The 21,203-nt window shown below is 63.7% G+C and carries 23 protein-coding genes and 2 tRNA genes; 16 read left to right on the top strand and 9 right to left on the bottom strand.

Annotated features, from left to right (window positions below; translation table 11 throughout):
- Positions 1-7: 7 nt before the first annotated feature.
- Genes M2335_RS12050 through M2335_RS12040 form a run of 3 tightly spaced genes read left to right on the top strand, consistent with a single transcriptional unit; the run spans position 8 to position 2,134 of the window.
- A complete protein-coding gene (locus tag M2335_RS12050) occupies positions 8-862 on the top strand; it encodes an oxidoreductase (protein WP_264594839.1) in 855 nt (284 codons plus the stop codon).
- Positions 855-1,514 carry a cysteine hydrolase family protein gene (locus M2335_RS12045; protein WP_264594838.1) on the top strand — a complete coding sequence of 220 codons (660 nt, stop codon included), beginning with the start codon at positions 855-857 and terminating at the stop codon, positions 1,512-1,514. The genes M2335_RS12050 and M2335_RS12045 overlap by 8 nt, the downstream gene beginning before the upstream one ends.
- 20 nt (positions 1,515-1,534) lie before the next feature.
- Complete coding sequence (locus M2335_RS12040; protein WP_264569837.1) at positions 1,535-2,134, top strand: nitroreductase family protein; 600 nt, start codon at positions 1,535-1,537, stop codon at positions 2,132-2,134.
- A gap of 82 nt (positions 2,135-2,216) precedes the next feature.
- Here M2335_RS12040 and M2335_RS12035 read toward each other — a convergent pair whose 3' ends face one another.
- Entirely contained in the window at positions 2,217-3,302 is a 1,086-nt protein-coding gene (locus tag M2335_RS12035) for a TauD/TfdA family dioxygenase (RefSeq protein ID WP_264569838.1), read from the bottom strand.
- A 386-nt stretch (positions 3,303-3,688) separates the two neighbouring features.
- Here M2335_RS12035 and M2335_RS12030 point away from each other — a divergent pair, with 386 nt between their 5' ends.
- Positions 3,689-6,076: a TonB-dependent receptor gene (locus M2335_RS12030; RefSeq protein WP_264584633.1), complete on the top strand. Its 2,388-nt coding sequence runs from the start codon at positions 3,689-3,691 to the stop codon at positions 6,074-6,076.
- A gap of 196 nt (positions 6,077-6,272) precedes the next feature.
- Here M2335_RS12030 and M2335_RS12025 read toward each other — a convergent pair whose 3' ends face one another.
- Together M2335_RS12025 and M2335_RS12020 are read right to left on the bottom strand one after the other, a co-directional pair.
- On the bottom strand, positions 6,273-7,004 hold the full coding sequence (locus M2335_RS12025; protein WP_264594837.1) for an HD domain-containing protein: 732 nt from the start codon (positions 7,002-7,004) through the stop codon (positions 6,273-6,275).
- Positions 7,005-7,142: 138 nt separating this feature from the next.
- The gene (locus tag M2335_RS12020; RefSeq protein WP_264594836.1) at positions 7,143-7,640 is read right to left on the bottom strand and encodes an Lrp/AsnC family transcriptional regulator; all 498 of its coding nucleotides are present in this window, start codon (positions 7,638-7,640) and stop codon (positions 7,143-7,145) included.
- A gap of 338 nt (positions 7,641-7,978) precedes the next feature.
- Here M2335_RS12020 and M2335_RS12015 point away from each other — a divergent pair, with 338 nt between their 5' ends.
- Complete coding sequence (locus M2335_RS12015; protein ID WP_181559162.1) at positions 7,979-8,185, top strand: cold-shock protein; 207 nt, start codon at positions 7,979-7,981, stop codon at positions 8,183-8,185.
- Positions 8,186-8,337: 152 nt separating this feature from the next.
- Entirely contained in the window at positions 8,338-8,511 is a 174-nt protein-coding gene (locus tag M2335_RS12010) for a hypothetical protein (RefSeq protein WP_181559163.1), read from the top strand.
- Between the two features lie 120 nt (positions 8,512-8,631).
- Here the strand turns inward: M2335_RS12010 and M2335_RS12005 are convergent.
- Positions 8,632-8,708 (bottom strand) — tRNA-Pro (locus M2335_RS12005).
- A gap of 194 nt (positions 8,709-8,902) precedes the next feature.
- Here M2335_RS12005 and thyA point away from each other — a divergent pair.
- From thyA to M2335_RS11990, 3 genes are all read left to right on the top strand, one after another.
- Positions 8,903-9,883 carry a thymidylate synthase gene (gene thyA, locus M2335_RS12000; RefSeq protein ID WP_264594835.1) on the top strand — a complete coding sequence of 327 codons (981 nt, stop codon included), beginning with the start codon at positions 8,903-8,905 and terminating at the stop codon, positions 9,881-9,883.
- A gap of 32 nt (positions 9,884-9,915) precedes the next feature.
- On the top strand, positions 9,916-11,082 hold the full coding sequence (locus M2335_RS11995; RefSeq protein ID WP_413716120.1) for an AI-2E family transporter: 1,167 nt from the start codon (positions 9,916-9,918) through the stop codon (positions 11,080-11,082).
- A gap of 61 nt (positions 11,083-11,143) precedes the next feature.
- Positions 11,144-11,220: transfer RNA gene (locus tag M2335_RS11990), tRNA-Asp, on the top strand.
- Positions 11,221-11,311: 91 nt separating this feature from the next.
- Here the strand turns inward: M2335_RS11990 and M2335_RS11985 are convergent.
- The 4 genes from M2335_RS11985 to M2335_RS11970 all read right to left on the bottom strand — a co-directional run bounded on the left by M2335_RS11985 (position 11,312) and on the right by M2335_RS11970 (position 12,896).
- Entirely contained in the window at positions 11,312-11,533 is a 222-nt protein-coding gene (locus M2335_RS11985) for a DUF2842 domain-containing protein (RefSeq protein ID WP_264569843.1), read from the bottom strand.
- Positions 11,530-12,108: a 5-formyltetrahydrofolate cyclo-ligase gene (locus tag M2335_RS11980; protein ID WP_264584636.1), complete on the bottom strand. Its 579-nt coding sequence runs from the start codon at positions 12,106-12,108 to the stop codon at positions 11,530-11,532. Before M2335_RS11980 ends, M2335_RS11985 begins: the two co-directional genes overlap by 4 nt.
- 200 nt (positions 12,109-12,308) lie before the next feature.
- Positions 12,309-12,644 carry a cell division protein ZapA gene (locus tag M2335_RS11975; RefSeq protein ID WP_264594834.1) on the bottom strand — a complete coding sequence of 112 codons (336 nt, stop codon included), beginning with the start codon at positions 12,642-12,644 and terminating at the stop codon, positions 12,309-12,311.
- 3 nt (positions 12,645-12,647) lie between these two features.
- On the bottom strand, positions 12,648-12,896 hold the full coding sequence (locus tag M2335_RS11970; protein ID WP_181559167.1) for a hypothetical protein: 249 nt from the start codon (positions 12,894-12,896) through the stop codon (positions 12,648-12,650).
- A 269-nt stretch (positions 12,897-13,165) separates the two neighbouring features.
- Between M2335_RS11970 and tkt the strand changes: the two genes are divergently transcribed.
- The 7 genes from tkt to M2335_RS11935 all read left to right on the top strand — a co-directional run bounded on the left by tkt (position 13,166) and on the right by M2335_RS11935 (position 20,370).
- A complete protein-coding gene (gene tkt, locus M2335_RS11965; protein WP_264594833.1) occupies positions 13,166-15,133 on the top strand; it encodes a transketolase in 1,968 nt (655 codons plus the stop codon).
- A 23-nt stretch (positions 15,134-15,156) separates the two neighbouring features.
- Positions 15,157-16,167 carry a type I glyceraldehyde-3-phosphate dehydrogenase gene (gene gap / locus M2335_RS11960; protein WP_264594832.1) on the top strand — a complete coding sequence of 337 codons (1,011 nt, stop codon included), beginning with the start codon at positions 15,157-15,159 and terminating at the stop codon, positions 16,165-16,167.
- Between the two features lie 84 nt (positions 16,168-16,251).
- Positions 16,252-17,457, top strand: coding sequence for a phosphoglycerate kinase (locus M2335_RS11955; protein ID WP_264576172.1), 1,206 nt, complete (start codon positions 16,252-16,254; stop codon positions 17,455-17,457).
- Between the two features lie 131 nt (positions 17,458-17,588).
- Positions 17,589-18,488 carry a fructose bisphosphate aldolase gene (locus M2335_RS11950; RefSeq protein ID WP_264594831.1) on the top strand — a complete coding sequence of 300 codons (900 nt, stop codon included), beginning with the start codon at positions 17,589-17,591 and terminating at the stop codon, positions 18,486-18,488.
- 113 nt (positions 18,489-18,601) lie between these two features.
- Positions 18,602-19,171, top strand: a complete 570-nt coding sequence (locus tag M2335_RS11945; protein ID WP_264576171.1) for a glutathione peroxidase — start codon at positions 18,602-18,604, stop codon at positions 19,169-19,171.
- A gap of 30 nt (positions 19,172-19,201) precedes the next feature.
- Complete coding sequence (gene thiE, locus M2335_RS11940; RefSeq protein WP_264584640.1) at positions 19,202-19,846, top strand: thiamine phosphate synthase; 645 nt, start codon at positions 19,202-19,204, stop codon at positions 19,844-19,846.
- Positions 19,843-20,370, top strand: coding sequence for a TPM domain-containing protein (locus tag M2335_RS11935; protein ID WP_264594830.1), 528 nt, complete (start codon positions 19,843-19,845; stop codon positions 20,368-20,370). Before thiE ends, M2335_RS11935 begins: the two co-directional genes overlap by 4 nt.
- Before the next feature lie 11 nt (positions 20,371-20,381).
- Here M2335_RS11935 and epsI read toward each other — a convergent pair whose 3' ends face one another.
- Positions 20,382-21,113, bottom strand: a complete 732-nt coding sequence (gene epsI, locus M2335_RS11930) for an exosortase-associated protein EpsI, V-type (protein ID WP_413716119.1) — start codon at positions 21,111-21,113, stop codon at positions 20,382-20,384.
- Positions 21,114-21,203 lie beyond the last annotated feature (90 nt).

Raw genomic sequence — 21,203 nt, 5'->3', positions numbered from 1 at the left:
ATGACGCATGGTGAACTGGCTGATCACAGGTATTGGCGGCGGTCTCGGCGAAGCGCTGGCCCAGGCCGCGCTCGACCGGGGCGACCAGGTTTTCGGCACGTCGCGCAGTGTCGAGGCGTGCGCCCGTTTCGCGGCGCTGGCGCCGGGGCGCTCCTTTGCGCACGGCCTCGATTTCGGCGATCCGGCCGCGCCGGCCGCGCTCGTGGCGCTCGCTGAGGAGACCATGGGCAGTGTCGACCGGCTGGTGAACAATGCCGGATACGGGCTGATCGGTGCCGTCGAGGAAATCACGCTGGATGACGCGCGCGCGCTGTTCGACGTCAACCTCTTCGGTGCGATTGCGATGATCCAGTCGGTGCTGCCGGCGATGCGCGCACGGAAGGCGGGGCATATCGTCAACATCACCTCCGTCAGTGGCCTCGCGCCCTGGGCGGGGACGTCCATCTACGGGGCGAGCAAATATGCGCTGGAGTGCATAGGGCAGACGCTGGCGCAGGAGGTCGCGCCGCTCGGCATCAAGGTCACCAATGTCGCCCCGGGTGGCCTGCGCACCAATTTCGCGGGCGGATCGCTGCGTCTCGCTGACCGGATGATCGCCGATTATGAGGGCTCGGCCCATTTCGCCCGCCAGTCGCTCAAGGAAGGCGTCGGCAAGGAGAAGGGCGATCCGATCCGCGCCGCCGCCGCAATCCTCGCCGCGCTGGACGCGCCGCAGCCGACCATGCACCTGCTGCTGGGTGAGGATGCGCTGCATTATGCCGAAGGGCAGACCGATCTGCTGCGCGCAGAGATGGAGCGTTGGAAGGACTATTCCCTCTCCATCGCCTACCCGGCCGAGGAGATGGCAAGCGCCGATGCATGACAGCCGCCTGCCGGCATGGGCCATCGAGCGCGGGCGCTATCTGAACAGCTTTTCGGCGATCGTTCCGGAGCGGACTGCGCTGGTTGTGATCGACATGCAGACGGCCTTCCTGGCCCCCGGCGCGGTGTTCGGCAATCCGCATGGGATGGACATCATCCCGGCGGTCAACCTCCTCGCCATAGCGATGCGGGCAGCCGGCTGCCCGATCCTCTGGACCCGGCAGAGCGTCTCGGACGATCCCCCGCTCGCCATGGCGCCCTGGCAATATGATCGGGCCGATCCCTATGTGCAGGCCGCCATGGAGGCCCTGACCCCCGGGCATCCGGCGCATGGCCTGCATCCGGCTATGGCGGTGGAGACGGGCGATGTGGTGCTCGACAAATATCGCTATAGCGCTTTCGCCTGCCCGGCTGGCCAGCTTGAGGCGCAGCTGCGCGAGCGGGGCATCGAGATGCTGGTCATCGCCGGAACGCTGACCAATGTCTGCTGTGAAAGTACCGCGCGCGATGCCTATATGCGCGGCTACAAGGTCATTGCCGCGCTGGACGCGATGGCCGCGGTGACGGATGAGGAGCACAACGCAGCGCTGCTCAACCTGCGCCTCAATTTCGCGGACGTGCGCGAGAGCACGTCCATCATCAACATGCTGTAAAGCAAGGAAGACGCTGACATATGACTGACGCTGGCTCGAGGACGACCCACCACGAGATCGATGACATCTTCACCCGCCGCTGGTCTCCGCGCGCTTTTGATGGCAGCGCGGTGGCGGAAAGCGAGTTGCTGCGGTTGTTCGAAGCCGCGCGCTGGGCGCCGTCGGCGTTCAACGCGCAGCCCTGGCGGTTCCTGTACGCCGTGCGCGACGGCGCGGACTGGACGCGGTTCCTCGATCTGCTGATTCCGTTCAACCGGAGCTGGGCGGAAAGCGCCGGCGCGCTGATCATCATCCTCTCCGACACGCAGATGCGAAATCCGGACGGCACGCCGAAATCCGCATCGCACAGCCATTCCTTCGATGCCGGCGCGGCATGGGGCATGCTCGCTGTGCAGGCTACGCTCAGCGGGCTTTACACGCACGGCATGACCGGAGTCGACTTCGACAAGGTCCGCAGTGAGCTGAGCGTGCCGGAAGACTTTCGCATCGAGGCGGCCGTTGCGGTAGGGCGCATTGGCGATGCATCGACCTTGCCCGAAGGTCTGCGCGAGCGCGAGCAGCCCTCTGACCGCAAGCCCGTGGCGGACTTCGCCTTTGCAGGGGGCTTTCCCGCGGTCTGATCGTCCCGTCTCTCGGCAATAAAAGACCCCGGAAAGCAGTGCTTTCCGGGGTTTCTTCATGTTTGCGGGAGAAGCATGCAGGTCAGGACAGCAGCCTGGGGACGGAAATCGCGCCGACGGTGAATCGTGCGTCCGGATGCTCCTCACCGCCGTCGCGCGGCTTCTCGCGGTGCTGCACGACGCCGTTCTTGCCGAAATTCTCGACCACGGGCCGTCCGGAATCCCGGTGCAGCCACAGGCGAAGCAGGTGGCGGCGGCGCTGCGGTTCAGGGAAATCGTTGAACGATGTGCGCGCGTGCAGCGCGGCATAGTTGGAGAGCCACTGGATGTCGCCGGGGCGGAAATCCATCTCGATGGCCATGCCCGGCTCATAGGTGATGTCGTCGAACAGCTTGAGCACTTCGATCTGCTCGGGCGTCAGGCGCGGCGCTTCGGGATAGTCCTGCGCGGTGAGGATATAGAGCGACCCGGCGTACATGCTGAACACGCCCTCTTCCATGCTGATGATGGGCGAGGTGTAGGTGTTGGCGGGCGCATTATGGTCCTGCCGCCGCCAGTCCCAATGGAACGGCTCGAGCAGCAGGGGCGCCAGGTCGGGCCGGCGGGCGAGGATCTCATTGTAGATCTGCGCACCCGAGACGAGGCAGGATGCGCCGCCTTCCTTGGCCGGACGCAGGCACATCAGCGCCACGATATCCGAGCTGTCCGAGTGGTAGACGAGCTTGTCCCGCACCTTGGAGGAGAGGGCGGTGGGATCGTCCATCGTCTTGTCGGAGGTCGCATAGACATGGTCGATCAGGTCGCCCATTTCGTTCTGGCGGATGGGGTCGCCCATGTGCAGGCCCAGAATATAGTAGATCGCCGCCGAGAGCGCGTCCGAGTAGAGATGGGTGCGCAGGCCGCGCACCAGCACGAAGCCCCGGCCGTAATCGACATCGCGACCCCATTCGGCGGCAGCGTCGGCGCAGGCAACCAGCGGATAATCCTGCTTGGAGACGAAACGCAGGTCAGGATTGGCTTCTACGAACCGCGTGCCCAGCGTTTCCAGTTCCGCAACCTGATCCTCCGAGAGCCGGTAGATCCAATCCTGAGACTGGGACAGCGTATCGCCGCGCCAGGCGGCGTCGGTCCGTACCGGTTCCAGGGCTATGGTCGTCGTTGTGGACATGGTCAGCGCGGCTCCTCTTGCAAGGCCATTATCGTCGTCTGGGTCTGATCCTGCCTGACTAAAGCGTCCCTTTCTTCCCGTCTTGGCAGCACATGCAAAATTAGTGTCCGGTGCGCGAATCAAACGCGTGCCTGGGCGCATCGCGGGCATTCGCGCCGACCAGCCGGTGGTGATGCTTCTTATATAGGGCGCGCAGGTCGAGCGCCCGCCCGGGCTGTGTTGCAATGCAGCATGGCGCATTTGCATCAACAAGTTCTGCGCCCCGCCTCAAGATTAAGTTCCCCAAAACTGGCTCAATGCAGGCTCAGCGGCACTCAGGGAAAACCGGGGCCGGAACAATCGTCGGAGAGGAGCCGCGAGGTCAGGCCGAGAAGGGGACCGCGACAATGAGCGACAGACTGGGAAAGACATACGGATATTTCATGGCGGGTGCGGCGATGGCCGCGTTGATGACCAGCGCGGGTTTCGCGCAGGAAGCGCCTGCGGACAGCGCGAGCGCACATGATGGTGACGAGATCGTCATCACCGCCTCCAAGGTGGATGTAAGCCTGCAGCGCGCCAACCTCTCGGTGTCCGCCGTGACGGCAGAGACGCTGAGCATGGCCAACGTCACGGACGTGACCGGCCTGAACGGCTCGGTACCCGGGCTTGTGGTCGCCAAGAGCGGCGGCGCCGAGCGCATCATCACCATCCGCGGCATCGGCTCGGAAACGCCGGAGAACACGAACACTCAGCCGGGCGTCTCTTACCATGTCGATGGCGTCTACATCTTCAACTCCATCGCTGCCAATGCGGCGTTTATCGACGTGGCCCAGGTCGAGGTGCTGCGCGGCCCGCAGGGCACGACCTTCGGTCAGGGCTCGACGGGCGGCACGATCAACGTCGTGTCCCGCCAGCCTGTGCTGGGCGAATCCAGCGCGAACGGCGAGATCGGTATCGGCAACTACAATATGCTGAAGATGAACGCCGGCGTGAACGTGCCGCTGGGCGATACGCTCGCCCTGCGCGTCGCCGGGCAGCACCAGAAGCATGACGGTTATGCCGTGGCGACCGATGTCGTGGGCTTCGGCCAATATGAACTGGATGACGCCAATGAGACCGGCTGGAAGGCGGCCCTGCTCTGGGAGCCGACTGACAGCATCTCCGTCAGCCTGAACACCATTCAGTACCGCAGCAATACCCATGGCACGGCGCAGAAGAACGTGTTCGATCCTGAGCCCGATCCACGGCGCCTCACGCAGGATTATCCCGGTCGGTCGGTGGTGAACACAGAGCTTTACTACGGTGTGGTTGCTTTCGATGCCGGCTTCGCGACGGTGAAGTCGATCACCAGCTACCAGAAGGTCCACAGCGAGCAGAGCTGGGATGCGGACGGCCTGACGGCCGACCTCTTCGAGGCACTGACCTACAGCCCGCTTACCTTCGGCGGCACCCGCTACGACCACGTGGCCATGTGGGAGAGCAACACCAAGAGCTGGACGCAGGAGTTCAACATCTCCTCCACGCACGAGGGGCCGTTCCAGTGGATCGCTGGTGCGGTGTATCTGCAGTCGACCAACGACCAGTATATTCTCGAATATCGCGGCAGTGACGACAATCTCGTTCCGCCCGTCCTGCCGGTTACCACACCCTATAACGACCCGCTGGTCGGCAATCTCACTTATGCGGAGCTCTCGTCGATCAAGCGTGAAGCTTGGGCGGCCTATGTGCAGGGCACATACGACTTCTCATCGCAGTTCAGCCTCACGGCAGGCATCCGTTACAACAGCGACAAATATAGCGGTCAGGGAGCCAGCAACAGCGACACCGCAAGCTACACGTCCGGCGCCTTTCTCCAGCCGACCCCCACGGACGGCCTGAGCACGACGGAATGGACAGGCAAGGTGGCGCTGGACTTCAAGATCACGCCGGAAAATCTGCTCTACGCCAGCTTCACCCGTGGCTTCAAACCGGGCGGCATCAACAGTTCGGCTGCAGGCGGCAACAGCTCCTCGTCGCTGGGCTTTGCGACCGGTATTCAACCGACCTACAAGCCCGAGACGGTCAATTCGTTCGAGATCGGTTCCAAGAACCGCTTCTTCAACAATGCGCTGACCTTCAACGCCTCCGCCTTCTATTATGACTACAGCAACATGCAGTTCCTCGACGAGGATGCGATCCTGTATGGCGAAGGTACGGCCAACGCCCCCGGCGCGCATATCTACGGCCTGGAGCTGGAAGGGGCCTGGGCGGTCACCAGCAAGCTGAAGATCGACGGCTCCGCCTCGTTCCTGCGCGGCAAGTTCGACGAGGATTATCTCGCGCTCGATCCGGTGAAGGCCGATGAAGCGCAGACGGCGGCGGGCTATCCCGACTGGCTGTTCTGGAGTAACTTCTACCCCGCCGTGCTGGCGCGTGAAGCGGCTCGCGAGAATATCAACGGCAACCGGGTGCCCAAGCTGCCCAAGTTCCAGGGCTCGATTGCGGTCACCTACACCGATCAGCTCGGGGCCGGCGAACTCACGGCGCGGGCGCAATATCTCTATCGCGGCCAGTTCTTCTATCGTGTGTTCAACGACGATTTCTACGACAAGACGCCGTCCTACGACACGGTCAACCTGTTCGTGAAATATGCGCTGGACGATGCGCCGGTTTACTTCAGCGCTTCGGTTACCAATGTGTTCGATACGACCGGCGTGAACTCGCGCTTCTCCGACCCTTATGGCAGCTCGCAAGGGTTCGAGACGTATATCGCGCCCCGGCAGGCGATCTTCTCGGTCGGCTTCAACTTCTGATCACCACTGGCACTGCCTTATAAGGGCAGGCTGACACAGCGGCGCTCTTCCTCTCGGGGAAGGGCGCCGCTCCTGTTTGGCGGTGTGTGGTCGTGCCCTCCGTTCGTCCTGAGTAGCTGCTGAGCCTGTCGAAGCAGCGTATCGCGGCGCACCTCAGACCCTACTCAGCATGAACGGTGGGCGCTATGCTCACCGATCAAAGGAAGTTGTTCGGCCAGATCATCGTGCGCCACATGTGCGCGGTGGGTGAGCGATCGAAGCCCAGGCCTTCTTCTGGCTCCCGGAAGTGCCGCCCGATGATGTCGGTAAACTCTTCGGGATCGACCGGTGGGGACTGGTCGAAGAAGTAATAATCGTAAATCGTGACCAGCCGCGAGCTCATGTACCATTTGTGGTTGCGGGCATATTCGGCATCGCGCTGGATATATTCGGGCGGAACATAGTCCGGCCCGAAGAAGCGATCATAGCTCTCCGGATATTCATATCCCACCGACTCATCCGCGAAATAGCGGAGCGGCTGGTGATATTGCACGGCCCAGGCGATCTCCTCGGAGACATAAGGCGCAATCATCTGCGCGCCCCAATAGCCGTGGTCGGCGCGCACGAAGCAGCCATTGGAGATGTCGTGCAGCAGGCAGGCAAGGACGATCTTCTCTTCCTGCCCATCGTCCAGCGCGCGCTTGGCGCTGGTCAGCAGATGGCGGATGGCAATATCGTTGAAGCGATATTTGAAGAAATCCATCAGCTTGGGCTGTTTCGGCATGCGCGGCAGCGCGGGGTTGTCGCCCATCATGAAGACGTGATCCTCGTCCATCTGGCGAATGAGGTCCGGCTCCGGATCAGGCATGCCGGTGCCGATCCTGCCCACCGGGGCAGGCACGATCATGCGGGTGCGGCCTTCCTGGGGCCAAGGATGGTCATCGCACATCAGGTCTCTCCATAGTCAATCGCGGTCGCGCTCATAAGGAACGACTATCACCTTCATGCGGGCATGAATGATCTTTATACACCGAAATTAGCAGATTATCGGGTGGATATAGCCCGCATTGGCACCAGGTGCGGTCGATTACGCCGCATTGAGCGGCAACGCCGGGCTGTCCTTGACGACATCCAGTGCAAAGGTGGTGCGCATGTCCCGGACGCCCGGCAGCTTGAGCAACACGCGCTGGGCCAGTTCGGCATAGGCATCCATATCCGGCGCCAGCACTTTTAACAGGAAATCGAACTGCCCGGCCGTAATGACGCAACTTACGATCGCCGGCTCGTTCAGCACGGCCTGCTTGAACTGTTCGATAATCGAGGAGCCAGAGGAGCCCTTGGCAGCGCCGCTGGGCGTCTGGGGCACCTTCACCTCTACATAGGCAAGGATGCCAAGGCCCACCCGCTTGCGATCGACGATCGCCGTATAGCCGGTGATGATGCCCTCTTCCTCCAGCCGCCGCACATGGCGCAGGCACGGGCTGGGCGACATGCCGACGCGCTCCGCGAGGGCCAGATTGGTGATGCGGCCGTCCTGCTGCAGTTCGTGGAGAAGCTTCAGGTCGGTGCGGGAAAGATCCGTCATGCGCTGGTGCCGTTCGCTCGCGATGATGAGTGGTCGCCCCGACCTATCATCGCTTCGCTGGCGTGAACATGGCTGGCATGAGGTGGCCGCGCTCGATTGGCAAAGTCGAGTTGGCACCCAGCGCGGTTTGAGGGGAAATATGACGATAAGACAGCTAAAGTTATCAAACAAAAATGCCAAAATATTGACATTTTGGGCAATCGGTACCATCTAATATCCGCTAACGTCGCACCTCGACGGATTTTGATGCCATTGCAGCGGATTCTTCCTTTGATACTTCGGCCAGCGCCACCGGGACGCGCGTTTCGGTGGGTTTCTTATGTAAAAGGAATGATCCCATGCCCATTGGCACAGTCAAATTCTTCAACGCCGACAAAGGCTATGGCTTTATCGCACCCGACGATGGCGGTGAAGACAGCTTCGTCCATATCAGCGCGGTCGAGCAGGCCGGTATGCACACGCTCGACAAGAATCAGCGCGTGAAGTTCGAGATCACGACCGACCAGCGCGGTCGGGCCTCGGCGACGCAGCTCGAAGAAGCCTGAGCAGCACGCTCGCCCCTGGCTGGCTCGTCCAGTCGGGATTTCTCGCAAGGATTTCCGGGCGGGGCAGGGGAGACGGCAAAACGCCAATCTTCCCATCAGAGTTCACGCTGGGGCCACCGCGGCCCCGGTGCACAGCCGGCAAGGAGCGTGCAATGTCAGCGACCAGTGATTTCTATCTCGCCCGCGCGGCGGAAAGTGCCGATGCCGCCAGCAAGGCCGATCTGGCCAATGTCCGCGAGCGTTGCCTGCGCGCAGAGGCCGCCTGGCAGCAGATGGCCGACCGTCTTATCGAGATCGAGCGCAAGAAGCGTCAGGCCGCCGCTTAAACGGACCGGACCTGTCTGTCAGAGCGGCGTGGCTTGCGGGTCACGCCGTTTTTCATGCTGATTTTCGCGATGTGATTGTGTCCGTCGCCCGATCCATCTCGGGCCGACGGCGAAATTAAATGGTCGGGGAGAGAGGATTCGAACCTCCGGCCCCTGCCTCCCGAAGACAGTGCTCTACCAGGCTGAGCTACTCCCCGACCGGGCCGACGCTTGAAGCGCCGGCAAGACAGGCGCTGCCCTATAGTCAGGGGTTTGCGTGCTGGCAAGCGCTGCATCGAGAAATCGTCAAACAGTGCGGTAACCCTTGGCTGCGGGATCGTTTGGTCGCGCTTATCAGGGCGGCAGATGGCATGTGCTGGCGCTCGCGCGGCGGCGCGGTTAAGCTCGATCCATGCTTTCATCTGCCTCCCTCGCCGAGTCTGCGCCGCCAACGAGCGCTTCGCCGCATTATGAGCAGCAATATCTCGATCTGATGCGGCATATTTGGAATGCGGGCGATGAACGGGTGGACCGCACCGGCGTGGGCACGCGGTCGATTTTCGGGGCGACCATGCGATTCTCGCTCGCCGATGACGCCGTGCCTCTGCTGACGACCAAGCGCGTCTACTGGAAGGTCGCCGCGCGGGAGATGCTGTGGTTCCTCTCCGGGGACACCAGCATCCGTTCTCTGGTGGCGCAGGGGGTCCATATCTGGACCGATTGGCCGCTGGATCGCTACCGTCGCGAAACCGGCGACATGATCTCCATGGAGGAGTTCGAGGCGCGCATTCTGGCCGATGATGCCTTCGCGCAGGCGTGGGGCGATCTTGGCCCCGTCTACGGCCGGCAGTGGGTCAACTGGCCGCATTATGAGCTGGCGCCGGAGGCCGGGGAGGGGCTTTATCGCCGCGCGGCGACCGGGCATAACCAGATCGCGACGCTTGTCGATGCCATTCGCAACAATCCCGGCTCGCGCAGGCTGCTCTTCACTGGCTGGAATGTCGACGAGCTGGAGGGGATGGCCCTGCCCCCCTGCCATATGACCTATCAGTTCCATGTCTCGAACGGGCGGCTCAACGGCCTTTTGTTCCAGCGCAGTTGCGACCTGGGGCTCGGCTTTTCCTTCAACATCTTCGGGCTGGCGCTGCTGACGCGGATGTTGGCGCTGCAGTGCGATCTGGAGGCCGGCGAGATCGTCTGGCAGGGCGGGGACGTCCATCTCTATCTCAATCACGCCGATCTGGTCGAAGAGCAGCTTTCCCGGACGCCGTCCGGCTCGCCCAAGCTGAAAATCCTGCGCAGACCGGATACGATCTTCGCGCATCGTATCGAGGACTTCGTCGTCGAGGACTATGCGCCGCAACGTGGCATCGCTGCCCCGGTCGCGGTTTAAGGGGCTTCTCGGTGCCGCTGGACGAGAAAAATTTGCCTGCAGAGCAAGGCGCGGGCGATCAGCCCTCGGCCGAGCGCTTTGACCGCAGTACCTGGGAGCGCAACCGGCTCGTTGCCTCGATCGCGTTGTTCGCGGGGCTGGGCGTGTTGCTGGCCCTGCCGTTCGTGCTTCGGGCTGGTGGTGCTTTCTTTCTTCCCCTCACGGTCGCGCTGGTGATCGCGATCTGCCTCGTGCCCTTCCTCGAGTGGCTGGAGCGGCGGCGCATCCCGTCGCCGCTGGCCGCGCTGATCGCGCTCGTGTCCTTCCTGTTCGCTGTGAATGCCGCGCTGGTGCTCATCGTGGTGCCGGCGGTCGACTGGATCGCGCAGCTTCCCGAGCGGATCGGCCAGATCAAGACGACGCTGGAGCCGGTCATCCGCCTCTATACCGAGGCGCAGGGTTTCATTGACGGCCTGCTCAAGCTGGTCACGGAAACCCGCAGGGCGCCGACGGTGCCCGGCGAGGTGCCGCGCCCCGGCTCGCTACTGGACATGCTGACCACCGCCGCGCCGAGCGTGGTCATCAATGTCGTGTTCGGGCTGCTGGTGATCTTCTTCTTCCTCTCGGGCTGGACGCGCATGCGCCGGCGGACGATTCAGGGGCGGGGCAGCTTCTCGGGCGCGCTGACCATCGCACGGGTGATCCAGAACGTCGTCGATGCCACCTCGCGCTACGTGCTCACCATCGCGCTCATCAACGTGCTGCTCGGATTCACCGTCGCCATCGCGCTCAGCCTGTTCGGGATGCCCACGCCGTTCATGTGGGGCGGATTCGTCGCGCTGCTCAACTTCATTCCCTATTTCGGCCCCTTCGTGGCGGCGATCCTGCTGGCGATGGGCGGGCTGATGACCTTTTCCACGGTCGGCTGGGCGCTGATGCCAGCGATCATCATGACCGGGCTGCATCTTATCGAGGCGAATGTCGTGACGCCGCTGGTGCTCGGCGAGCGCCTGAAGCTCAGTCCGCTGATGATTCTCGTCTCGCTGAGCTTCTGGACGTGGGTGTGGGGCACGGCAGGCGCGCTGCTGGCGGTGCCGCTGTTGATCATCATCCAGACGGTGCTGGCGGCAGCCGGTAAGCCGGATATCGCCGGTTTCCTGTTCGAGTCCGGAACGCTCACCAGCGTGCCATCGGACCCGCAGGAAGAATATCGCAATTGATCGCGCGAAGCGTGTTGACAGGGCCGGCGCCCTCTTATACCTGCGCCCTCCTCAGCCAAGCGCGGGTGTAGCTCAGTTGGTTAGAGTGCCGGCCTGTCACGCCGGAGGTCGCGGGTTCGAGCCCCGTCACTCGCGCCATTTTCTTCAATGAAGAGAATGGCATCGCGCTGGCTTCCCCCTCCTGAACGGAGCGGGACAAGCCTCTATAAAATGGATTTGGAACTGGCGCTCAGGCGCGCCAGCGGCCTGTCTCCATCCACACCAGGATGGGTCGGGTCGGGAAGATCCAGATGATCCCCACGATCACATAGAAGACGAGTTGAAGGGCGCCGGGCCAGCGCGCGATCTGCTCCGAGAAGGAGCCGATGATGGCAGCCCAGACGGCGATGATGCCGAGGATGGCGAACATGCCCGCCGGCTTGCGCCAGCTCGGTTGCGGCGCGTCGTTCACGCGGCCTCTCCCTCGATGACGCTCTGCTCGGTGAATAGCATGTGCAGGGGCACGTCCCAGGGCTGGATGGGCAACGCATCGACCATCTGGCAGCTCCACGCCATTCCGATTCGCAGCGCGTTGGGCAGCTTGGCGAAAGCGCGGTCATAATAGCCCGCGCCATGGCCGATACGATTGAGCGCGGGATCGAACCCGACGAGCGGCGTCAGCACCACGTCCGGCGTGACGGTGGCGGCCTGCGGGGCCGGCTGGGGGATGCGGAGCTGACCCGGCACCAGAATGTCGTCCGGCGACCAGTCGGCAAATTCCATGTCCTCGGCGGTGGTCTTGCCGAGCCGGGGCAGGCACAGCTTGAAGCCGCGCTCGTGGAGGAAATCGATCAGCGCTTCGGTGGGCGCTTCCGAGCCCATGGCCCGGTAGATGGCGACCCGCGAGCCGGGGGGCATGCGGGCAAGCACGGGGGAAGGGAGAACCCGGAAGGCCAGCGTGCGCACTGAAGGCGGCAGGCCGGCGACAAAGGCGGAGCGCCGGGCGAGCAAAGAGGAGCGCAGCTTGGCGCGATCAGTATCGGTCATTCTTTGGGTCCTGTCCGAGATGCCGGCGGGGTGACGGGACCGCCGTGGCCGTTTGCCGGAAAATCCTCTGACGCCTCAACGTCAGGTGGGGACCATGTAGTTCGGACCTGGGTCCGGCCAGGGACAGCCCCCTTGGATGTGATTATCGCCTCAGGGATGTTCGCTAATGCGCGCACCGGGCAGTACCCGTCCCGCCTTACTTAGGCGTTGGACAGCTGGGCTGCAAGGCTGTCGCCCAAGGCTTCGATCCGCTCGGCCAGCGCATCGAGCGCGTCCAGAGTCGCGGATTCGTCCTCCGGCTCGGCGGGCGGTGGTGGCGCGGCTGCCGGGGCAGGGGCCTTTTCGGTGAGGGAATCGGCCAGTAGCAGGCCGGCGAACAGCAGTTGTCGCACCTCGGTCAGCCCGGGACTGCCGCTGCTGACCTGCTGGACCCGCTCGGACATCAATGCGGCCAGCTCGTGCAAACGCGCTTCCTCGCCATCCCGGCAATGCACCGCATATTGCCGCCCGCCGACCATGATTCGTACTTCTGCCATGATTCAGGCTTCGCTCCTGGCCTTTTGAAGATCGCCAATGAGCGCATCGAGCGATTTCAGCGCTGCGATTGCCTTGTCGCGCGAGAAGGGGTCGATATCAACCGGCGGGCCATCGTCCTCGATGCTGCCGGCCGCGAGCTGCGCCTCGATTTCCTGCGCACGCGCCTCGGTCAGTTCCCGCGCCAGTCCCTCGGCGCGCGTCACGGCGCGTTCCAGCCGCTCGATCGCCTGCATCATCGCCTTGCTTGCCATGCGCGAACCCTTATCACGCTCCCGAGCGAATGCAAAAACTCGTTGCGCAGCTGCGGATTGAGCGTGACGGCGCCAGAATCACCGTGCCTTTGAGGCTGTGGGGCGCCCCGCAGGTTGACGCTCGGGCCGCTAGACGACATGGAGACCGCGCGGCGACTCATGGCCCGTTCTCTCGGCGCCGGCGCGGCCGTTCATCGACCATCTTCGGTCCTTGATCGCTCTGGAGCAACACGCCTGCGGGCCAGATAAAGAAGAAGGGGCGCTCGCCCATGTCAGTCACCGAAAAGCGGCTCGCCGACGCCATTCGCGTCCTTTCCATGGACGGCGTGCAGGCCGCCAATAGCGGCCACCCAGGCATGCCGATGGGCATGGCCGATGTCGCGACGGTGCTCTTCAAGGATTATCTGAAGTTCGATCCGGCAGCGCCGGGCTGGCACGACCGCGACCGCTTCGTGCTCTCGGCTGGCCATGGCTCCATGCTGATCTATGCGCTGCTGCACCTGTCCGGCTATACCAGACCGACGATGGCGGACATTCGCAACTTCCGCCAGATGGGCAGCCCTTGCGCCGGCCACCCCGAGAATTTCGAGCTGGCGGGCGTTGAAGCCACCACCGGTCCGCTGGGTCAGGGCCTGGCCATGGCCGTCGGCATGGCAATGGCCGAGCGGCATCTCAATGCGACCTTCGGCGATCCGCTGGTCGATCACCGCACCTGGGTGATCGCGGGCGACGGCTGCCTGATGGAAGGCATCAATCACGAAGCAATTGGTCTTGCCGGTCATCTGGGCCTCGGGCGCCTGAATGTGCTGTGGGACGATAACAAGATCACCATCGACGGCGCTGTCAGCCTCTCCTCCAGCGAGGATGTGCTGGCGCGCTATGCCGCGACAGGCTGGCACGTGACGGCCTGCGACGGCCATGATTTCGGCGATATCCGCCGGGCGATGGATGAGGCCATGGCCGATCCGCGGCCCTCACTCATCGCCTGTCGTACCCGCATCGGCCAGGGCGCGCCCAACAAGGCCGGCTCGCACAAGGTGCACGGATCGCCCCTGGGTGAGGATGAAATCACGGCGACCCGCGAGGCGCTGGGCTGGGATCTGCCGCCGTTCGAGCTGCCCGATGATGTGAAGGCCGCCTGGGCAGAAACCGGCACGCGCGGCAAGAAGGCTCATGCCGATTGGCAGGGCCGCCTTGCAAGCCATTCTGACAAGGATGAATTCGAGCGGCGCATGGCGGGCAAGCTGCCGGCCGGCTTCTCCATCCAGTCCTATCTCGATGGCCTGATCGCCGAGCCCAAGAAGGTCGCGACGCGCAAGGCCAGCGAGATGGCTCTCGATGCCATCAACGTGCAGCTGCCCGAGATGTTCGGCGGCTCGGCGGACCTGACCGGATCCAACCTGACCCAGTCCAAGGATCAGAAGGTCGCGTTCAGCCGCGACGATTACAGCGGTCGCTATGTCTATTACGGCATCCGCGAGTTCGGCATGTCGGCCGCGATGAACGGCATCGCGCTCCATGGCGGCATGATTCCCTATGGCGGCACCTTCCTCGTCTTCTCCGATTATGCGCGCAATGCCATCCGCATGTCCGCTTTGCAGCGGCTGCGCGTGGTCTATGTCATGACGCATGACAGCATTGGCCTGGGCGAAGATGGCCCCACCCACCAGCCTATTGAGCATGTGATGTCGCTGCGGATGATCCCCAATCTGGAGGTCTTCCGTCCCGCCGACACCATCGAGACAGCCGAGTGCTGGGCGCTTGCGTTGCAGCAGGAGTCCACGCCGTCCTTGCTCGCGCTCAGCCGCCAGAACCTGCCGCAATTGCGCACCGACGCTTCGGAAAATCTCTGTGCCAAGGGGGCCTACACCCTCGTGACCAGCGGGACCGCGCCCAAGGTGGTGCTGATCGCCACGGGATCGGAAGTGGAGATCGCCGTGAACGCAGCCAAGCTGCTGGAAGCGCAGGGGGTCGCCACCAATGTCGTCTCCATGCCCAGCATGTCGCGCTTCCTGGCGCAGGAAGAGGGCTACCGGGCTTCGGTGCTGCCGCAGGGCGCGCTGCGTGTCTCGATCGAGGCCGGCACCACCTTCGGCTGGGCGACGATTACGGGAACCGATGGCATCAATATCGGTATCGACAGCTTCGGCCTCTCGGCGCCGGCGCAGGAAATTTACGATCATTTCGGGCTGAACGCCCAGAGTGTCGCGGCACGGGTTTCCGCCGCGCTGGTTTGACTTTGAGCTAAGGAGTGCAGGACATGGCGATCAAGGTAGCAATCAACGGGTTCGGACGGATCGGGCGCCTCGTCGCGCGCGCGCTGCTGGAGCGCACCGATCATGATTTCGAGCTGGTCGCGATCAACGACCTCGGCGATGCCAAGTCGAACGCGCTGCTGTTCAAGCGGGACAGCGTGCATGGCAATTGGAAGGGCGAGGTCTCGGTCGACGGCGACAGCCTCGTCGTGGACGGCAAGCGCATCAAGGTGACGGCGGAGCGTGACCCCGCCAATCTGCCGCACGACGAGCTCGGCGTGGTGATCGCGCTCGAATGCACTGGCATCTTCGCGGACAAGGCCAAGGCCAGCGCGCATCTGACCGCGGGCGCCAAGCGCGTCGTCATTTCCGCACCGGCCACGGGCGTCGACAAGACCATCGTGTTCGGCGTGAACCATGATGCGCTGACCGCTGACGACATCGTCATCTCGAACGCGAGCTGCACCACCAACTGCCTCGCGCCGCTCGCCAAGGTGCTGAACGATGCGGTCGGCATCGAGAGCGGCTTCATGACGACGATCCACAGCTACACCAACGACCAGAACACGCTGGATCAGATCCACAAGGACATGCGTCGCGCCCGTGCCGCTGCGCTCTCCATGATCCCGACCACGACGGGCGCTGCCCGTGCGGTGGGCGAGGTTCTGCCTGAGCTTAAGGGCAAGCTGGACGGCTCGTCGGTGCGCGTGCCGACGCCGAACGTCTCGGTCGTCGACCTCAAGTTCATCGCCAAGCGCGACACGACCAAGGAAGAGGTCAACAATCTCCTCAAGGCCGCATCCGAGAACGGCCCGCTCAAGGGCGTGCTCGGCTATTCGGACGAGCCGCTGGTCTCCATCGACTATAATGGCGATCCGCGCAGCTCCACCGTTGACAGCCTCGAGACGGCGGTCATCGACGGCAAGCTCGTGCGCGTGCTGAGCTGGTACGATAATGAGTGGGGCTTCTCGAACCGCATGATCGACACCAGCAAGGTTGTTGCTGGCCTGATCTGAGGATTGCGGAACACCGCTGACATTTCTTCGGGCCGGGCATGTTCACACACGCTCGGCCCGATTCACGCATGGGAGAGTGACGACGTGGCCAAACCCTTCAAGACGCTGGACGACATGGGCGATATCGCCGGCAAGGCCGTGCTGGTCCGTGAGGATCTGAACGTGCCGATGTTGGAAGGTTCGGTGAGCGACGACACGCGCCTGCGGGCCGCCGTGCCGACACTGCTGGAACTGGCGGACCGGGGCGCGAAAGTGCTGATCCTCGCGCATTTCGGTCGCCCCAAGGGCCAGAAGTCGCCCGATCTCTCGCTCAGCCTCGTCACGCGCGGGCTGAGCCAGGTGCTGGGTCGCGACGTGCAGTTCATTCCCGATTGCCAGGGCGAAGCGGCGGCTGCCGGGATTGCGGTGATGCGGGGCGGCGACATCGCCATATTGGAAAACACCCGCTTCCATGCGGGCGAGGAGAAGAATGATCCGGCGCTTGCCGACGCGATGGCCGCGCTGGGTGACATGTACGTCAATGACGCCTTTTCCGCCGCTCATCGCGCGCACTGCTCCACCGAGGGCCTTGCGCATCGCCTGCCGTCCTTCGCCGGCCGCTCGATGGAGAAGGAGCTGGACGCGCTTGAGGCCGCGCTGGGCCAGCCGGAAAAGCCGGTCGCGGCGGTTGTGGGCGGCGCCAAGGTTTCGACCAAGCTTGCCGTGCTCGAGAACCTCGTCGCCAAGGTCGACCATCTGATCATCGGTGGCGGCATGGCCAATACCTTCCTCGCGGCGCGCGGCGTTGACGTGAAGAAGTCGCTGTGCGAGCATGATCTGGTCGATACGGCCAATGAGATTTTCGAGAAGGCCGAAGCGGCGGGCTGCACGCTGCACCTACCCTATGATGTCGCCGTCGCGACCGAATTCGCTGCCAATCCCGCCAGCTACCGCGTGTGCAACGTGAACGAGCTGGCCGATGGCGAAATGATCCTCGACGTGGGACCGGCGGCCGTCGAGGCGCTGGCGGACGTTCTCAAGACCTGCAAGACCCTGGTGTGGAACGGCCCGCTCGGCGCGTTCGAGCTGACGCCCTTCGACACGGCCACCGTTGCGCTGGCCCGCACCGCCGCGGCGCTGACGGCGGAAGGTTCGCTGGTGTCAGTGGCCGGTGGCGGCGATACGGTCGCCGCGCTCAATCATGCCGGCGTGGCAGCGGACTTCTCGTTCGTTTCGACGGCGGGCGGCGCCTTCCTCGAGTGGATGGAAGGCAAGGAACTGCCGGGCGTCGCGGCGCTCTATCGCCACTGATCGCATTTGCCCGGTCAACCATGCCAAAGACATGGTTGACCGGCTTGCAATTTCCCCCGGATGCCCGGAAGAGCCGGGCGACGGGGACGAACCGCCGATTTTGGCACTAACTTCAAGAACAGGACAGGATGATGCAGGACTCCGACATGACCGAGAAGATTGCCAAGGGGCAGGGCTTCATTGCCGCGCTCGACCAGAGCGGCGGTTCCACGCCCAAGGCGCTGAAGGGCTATGGCATCGAAGAAAACGCCTATTCGGGCGATGAAGAGATGTTCGGCCTGATCCACCAGATGCGTAGCCGCATCATCACCTCGCCCGCCTTCACCGGCGAGAAGGTGCTGGGCGCCATCCTGTTCGAGAAGACCATGGACGGCACCGTGGACGGCAAGCCGACGCCGGCCGCGCTTATCGAACGCGGCGTCGTGCCGTTCATCAAGATCGACAAGGGCCTGGAAAACGAGGCCAATGGCGTGCAGATGATGAAGCCGATGCCGGAGCTGGACGCGCTGCTCAAGCGTGCCAAGAGCCTCGGCGTGTTCGGCACCAAGGAGCGCTCGGTCGTCAATCTCGCCAACCGCGAGGGGATTGCCGCCATCGTCAAGCAGCAGTTCGAGATTGGCCAGCAAGTGCTGGCGGCGGGCCTGATGCCGATCATCGAGCCGGAAGTGAACATCAAGAGCGCCGAGCGGGCGCAGGCCGACCAGATCCTGCTGGAGGAAATCCTCAAGGCGCTCGATGCGCTCCCCGAGGGTCAGCAGGTGATGCTCAAGCTCTCGATTCCCGAGAAGGCCGGCCTGTTCGGTCCGCTGGTCGATCATCCCAAGGTGCTGCGCGTCGTGGCGCTCTCGGGCGGCTACAAGCGTCCCGAGGCCTGCGCCGAACTGGCGAAGAATCGCGGCATGATCGCCAGCTTCAGCCGGGCTCTGCTGGAGGATCTGCGTCACCAGATGAGCGATGAGGAGTTCAACGCATCGCTCGCCAGCGCGATCGACGAGATCTACGAAGCCTCGACGGACAAGGTCGCGGCCTGACGCGACACGATGGGGCGGCGCCCAATTGCGCCGCCTGCGGTCTCCACCCGATGACAGAGGAAGGGCGGCTCCCTATCTTGGGCGAGCTGCCCTTTTTCATCTGGAGGATGACCATGACCGCGACGACGACTGCTTTGGACGAAATTCCGCTCAAGACCATCAAGGGCGATGATGCGTCGCTGGGCGATTATGCCGGCAAGGTGCTGCTGATCGTCAACGTGGCGTCCAAATGCGGCCTCACCCCGCAATATGAGGGGCTGGAAGCGCTCTATCGCAAATATAAGGACGATGGCCTGGTCGTGCTGGGCTTTCCCGCCAATGACTTTGCGGGGCAGGAGCCGGGCTCTAACGAGGAGATCGAGAGCTTCTGCACGACCAATTTTGGCGTGGACTTCCCCATGTTCGAAAAGGTGGTCGCCACCGGGCCGGACAAGCATCCGCTGTTCGCGGCCCTGACGCAGGCGCAGCCGGAAGCGCGCAACGATGGCGCGTTTCGTGAGCGTCTCAAGAACGGCAACCGCACGCCGAACGATCCGCCGGAACTGCTGTGGAATTTCGAGAAATTCCTCGTCGGGCGCGACGGCACGGTGCTCGCGCGCTTCTCGCCGGATACCAAGCCGGACGATGGCGACCTCGTCGCTGCGATCGAGGCAGCCTTGTCGGGTTCCGCCGCCGCCGGTTGACCGCGCGGCCACCGGGCTTATGGGGGCGGAATGACCGAGACCACACAGGCGCTCAGCCTTCCGCCCTGCCAGCTCTACCTGATCTCCCCGCCGGTGATCGGCGAGGATTTCGCCGCTCGCCTTGCCGAGGCGCTGGACGGTGGCAGTGTCGCCGCGTTTCAGCTTCGCCTCAAGGGCGTGAGCGAGGAAGAAGTCGCGCGGCTGGCCGAACCGCTCCAGCGCCTGTGCGCGGAGCGGGATGTCGCCTTCATCGTAAATGACAGCATCGCGCTGGCCCAGCGCCTCGGCGCCGATGGCGTTCATCTGGGGCAGGGGGATGGGGATCCTCGCGAGGCCCGACGCGTGCTCGGCCCGTCCGCTCAGATCGGCGTGACCTGTCATGACAGCCGCCACATGGCGATGGAAGCCGGGGAAGCTGGGGCTGATTATGTCGCGTTCGGGGCCTTCTATCCCACCACCACCAAGGAGGTGAGCCACCATGCGGAACCGGACCTGCTGCGCTGGTGGTCGTCCATCTTTGAAATTCCCTGCGTTGCCATCGGCGGCATCACTGCCGACAATGCGGCGCCGTTGGTCCAAGCCGGTGCCGATTTTCTCGCGCTGAGTGGCGCGGTGTGGAACCACCCTGATGGGCCGCGCGCCGGTGTTGCCGCCTTTGCGAAAGTGCTTGGGTGATCCTGACACGCGGGCTTTCCGCCCTTGGCATCGCGGCCCTGTGCGTGGCGGCGGGGCTGATGGGTGCGCCCGCCGCGGCCGGTGAACCGACCGAGACCGCCCAGATCGTCCTCCCATCCAGCCTGCCGATCGCGCGCGATGGCTGGGTGACCGACGCTGCGGCGCTGTTCACGCCCGATCAGCGGCACCAGATCGAGCGCCGGCTGGTCGCGCTGCAGGCCGCGACCGGGCGGGAGGCCATCGTCGTCACGGTGCCGTCCCTCGATGGGCAGGACATTGCCCGCTATGCGAGCGAGGTTGGGGATCGCTGGGCCGTGGGTGCGCCGGGGGCGGAAGGCATCGTGATTCTGCTCGCGCCGAGGGAACAGCTGGTCCGCATCGCGGTCGGGCAGGGCCTTGCCGCCGCCATTCCGGACGATGACTGCCAAGCGATCATAGACACGCTAATGCTGCCACAGTTTCGCAACGGGCTTTTCGAGGCCGGTCTGGTCGCCGGAATCGCCGAGCTGGAAGGCCGGCTCTAGCGACGCCGGGATCAGGCGTCGCCGACGACCATGTCCCTGGTCGGTTCGCCCGAATGCTTGAGCATGTCTGCGATGAAGATTTGCATGTTGTGCAGGGACTCATCGTAATTCTTGTCGATCACCGACATGCGGACAAGCAACCCGTCGGCGAGATAGCCGGCGATATTGGCCTTGGTCATCGCGATGCGCTGCGCGAGCCAGCTCTGCGGGAAGTCGGGGCCGATCCGCGTCCAGTACAGGATGTTCTCGTTGCGCGAGCCGAGCACCGCCGTCACCGACCGAGCCGGAATGACTGTCTGATGGCCTGCGACATCGACCGGAAGACTGATGGGTTCGCTATGCTCGATCGCGAAGCCCCCCGCATAATAGCAGATTTCGGGGCGGTGGAGCTGGACGTTGTTCAACTGCTTGCTGTTGTAAGCAGCCAGGAACATCACGCCCACGCCCTTGGAATTGACGTAGGTACGCGTGAGAATGTGTTGATAGAGCTTGTTGGCAAGGTCGCTCTCGGGCGGCAACACGAGCTCGCTGACCGGGAGCGTCTTCCAATCGCCGAAAGCCTTGGGGAACAGGGCCTCGAACTGCTTGTCGGACAGATCACGATAGCGCTGTTGCGGCTCGCGCGCGACGGCAAGGCCGCTGACGGCCAGCATGGCGCCGCCCATGAGGAGATGGCGACGGCTAAGTGTGCCCGGGGTAGGCTCGCTCTCTACCGCAACTGAATTTACGTCGTCCGCTGCCACTGCACCCTCATTCCTTGGCTCTGTCGCGCAGAATAGCAGCTAAGAGCGGATTTCCAAACTGCAAGCGCCATAGCGGCAAATTCCTGCCAA

Source organism: Sphingobium sp. B12D2B, assembly GCF_025961775.1.
GTDB lineage: Bacteria > Pseudomonadota > Alphaproteobacteria > Sphingomonadales > Sphingomonadaceae > Sphingobium.
This window is presented reverse-complemented; position numbering and strand designations above follow the sequence as displayed.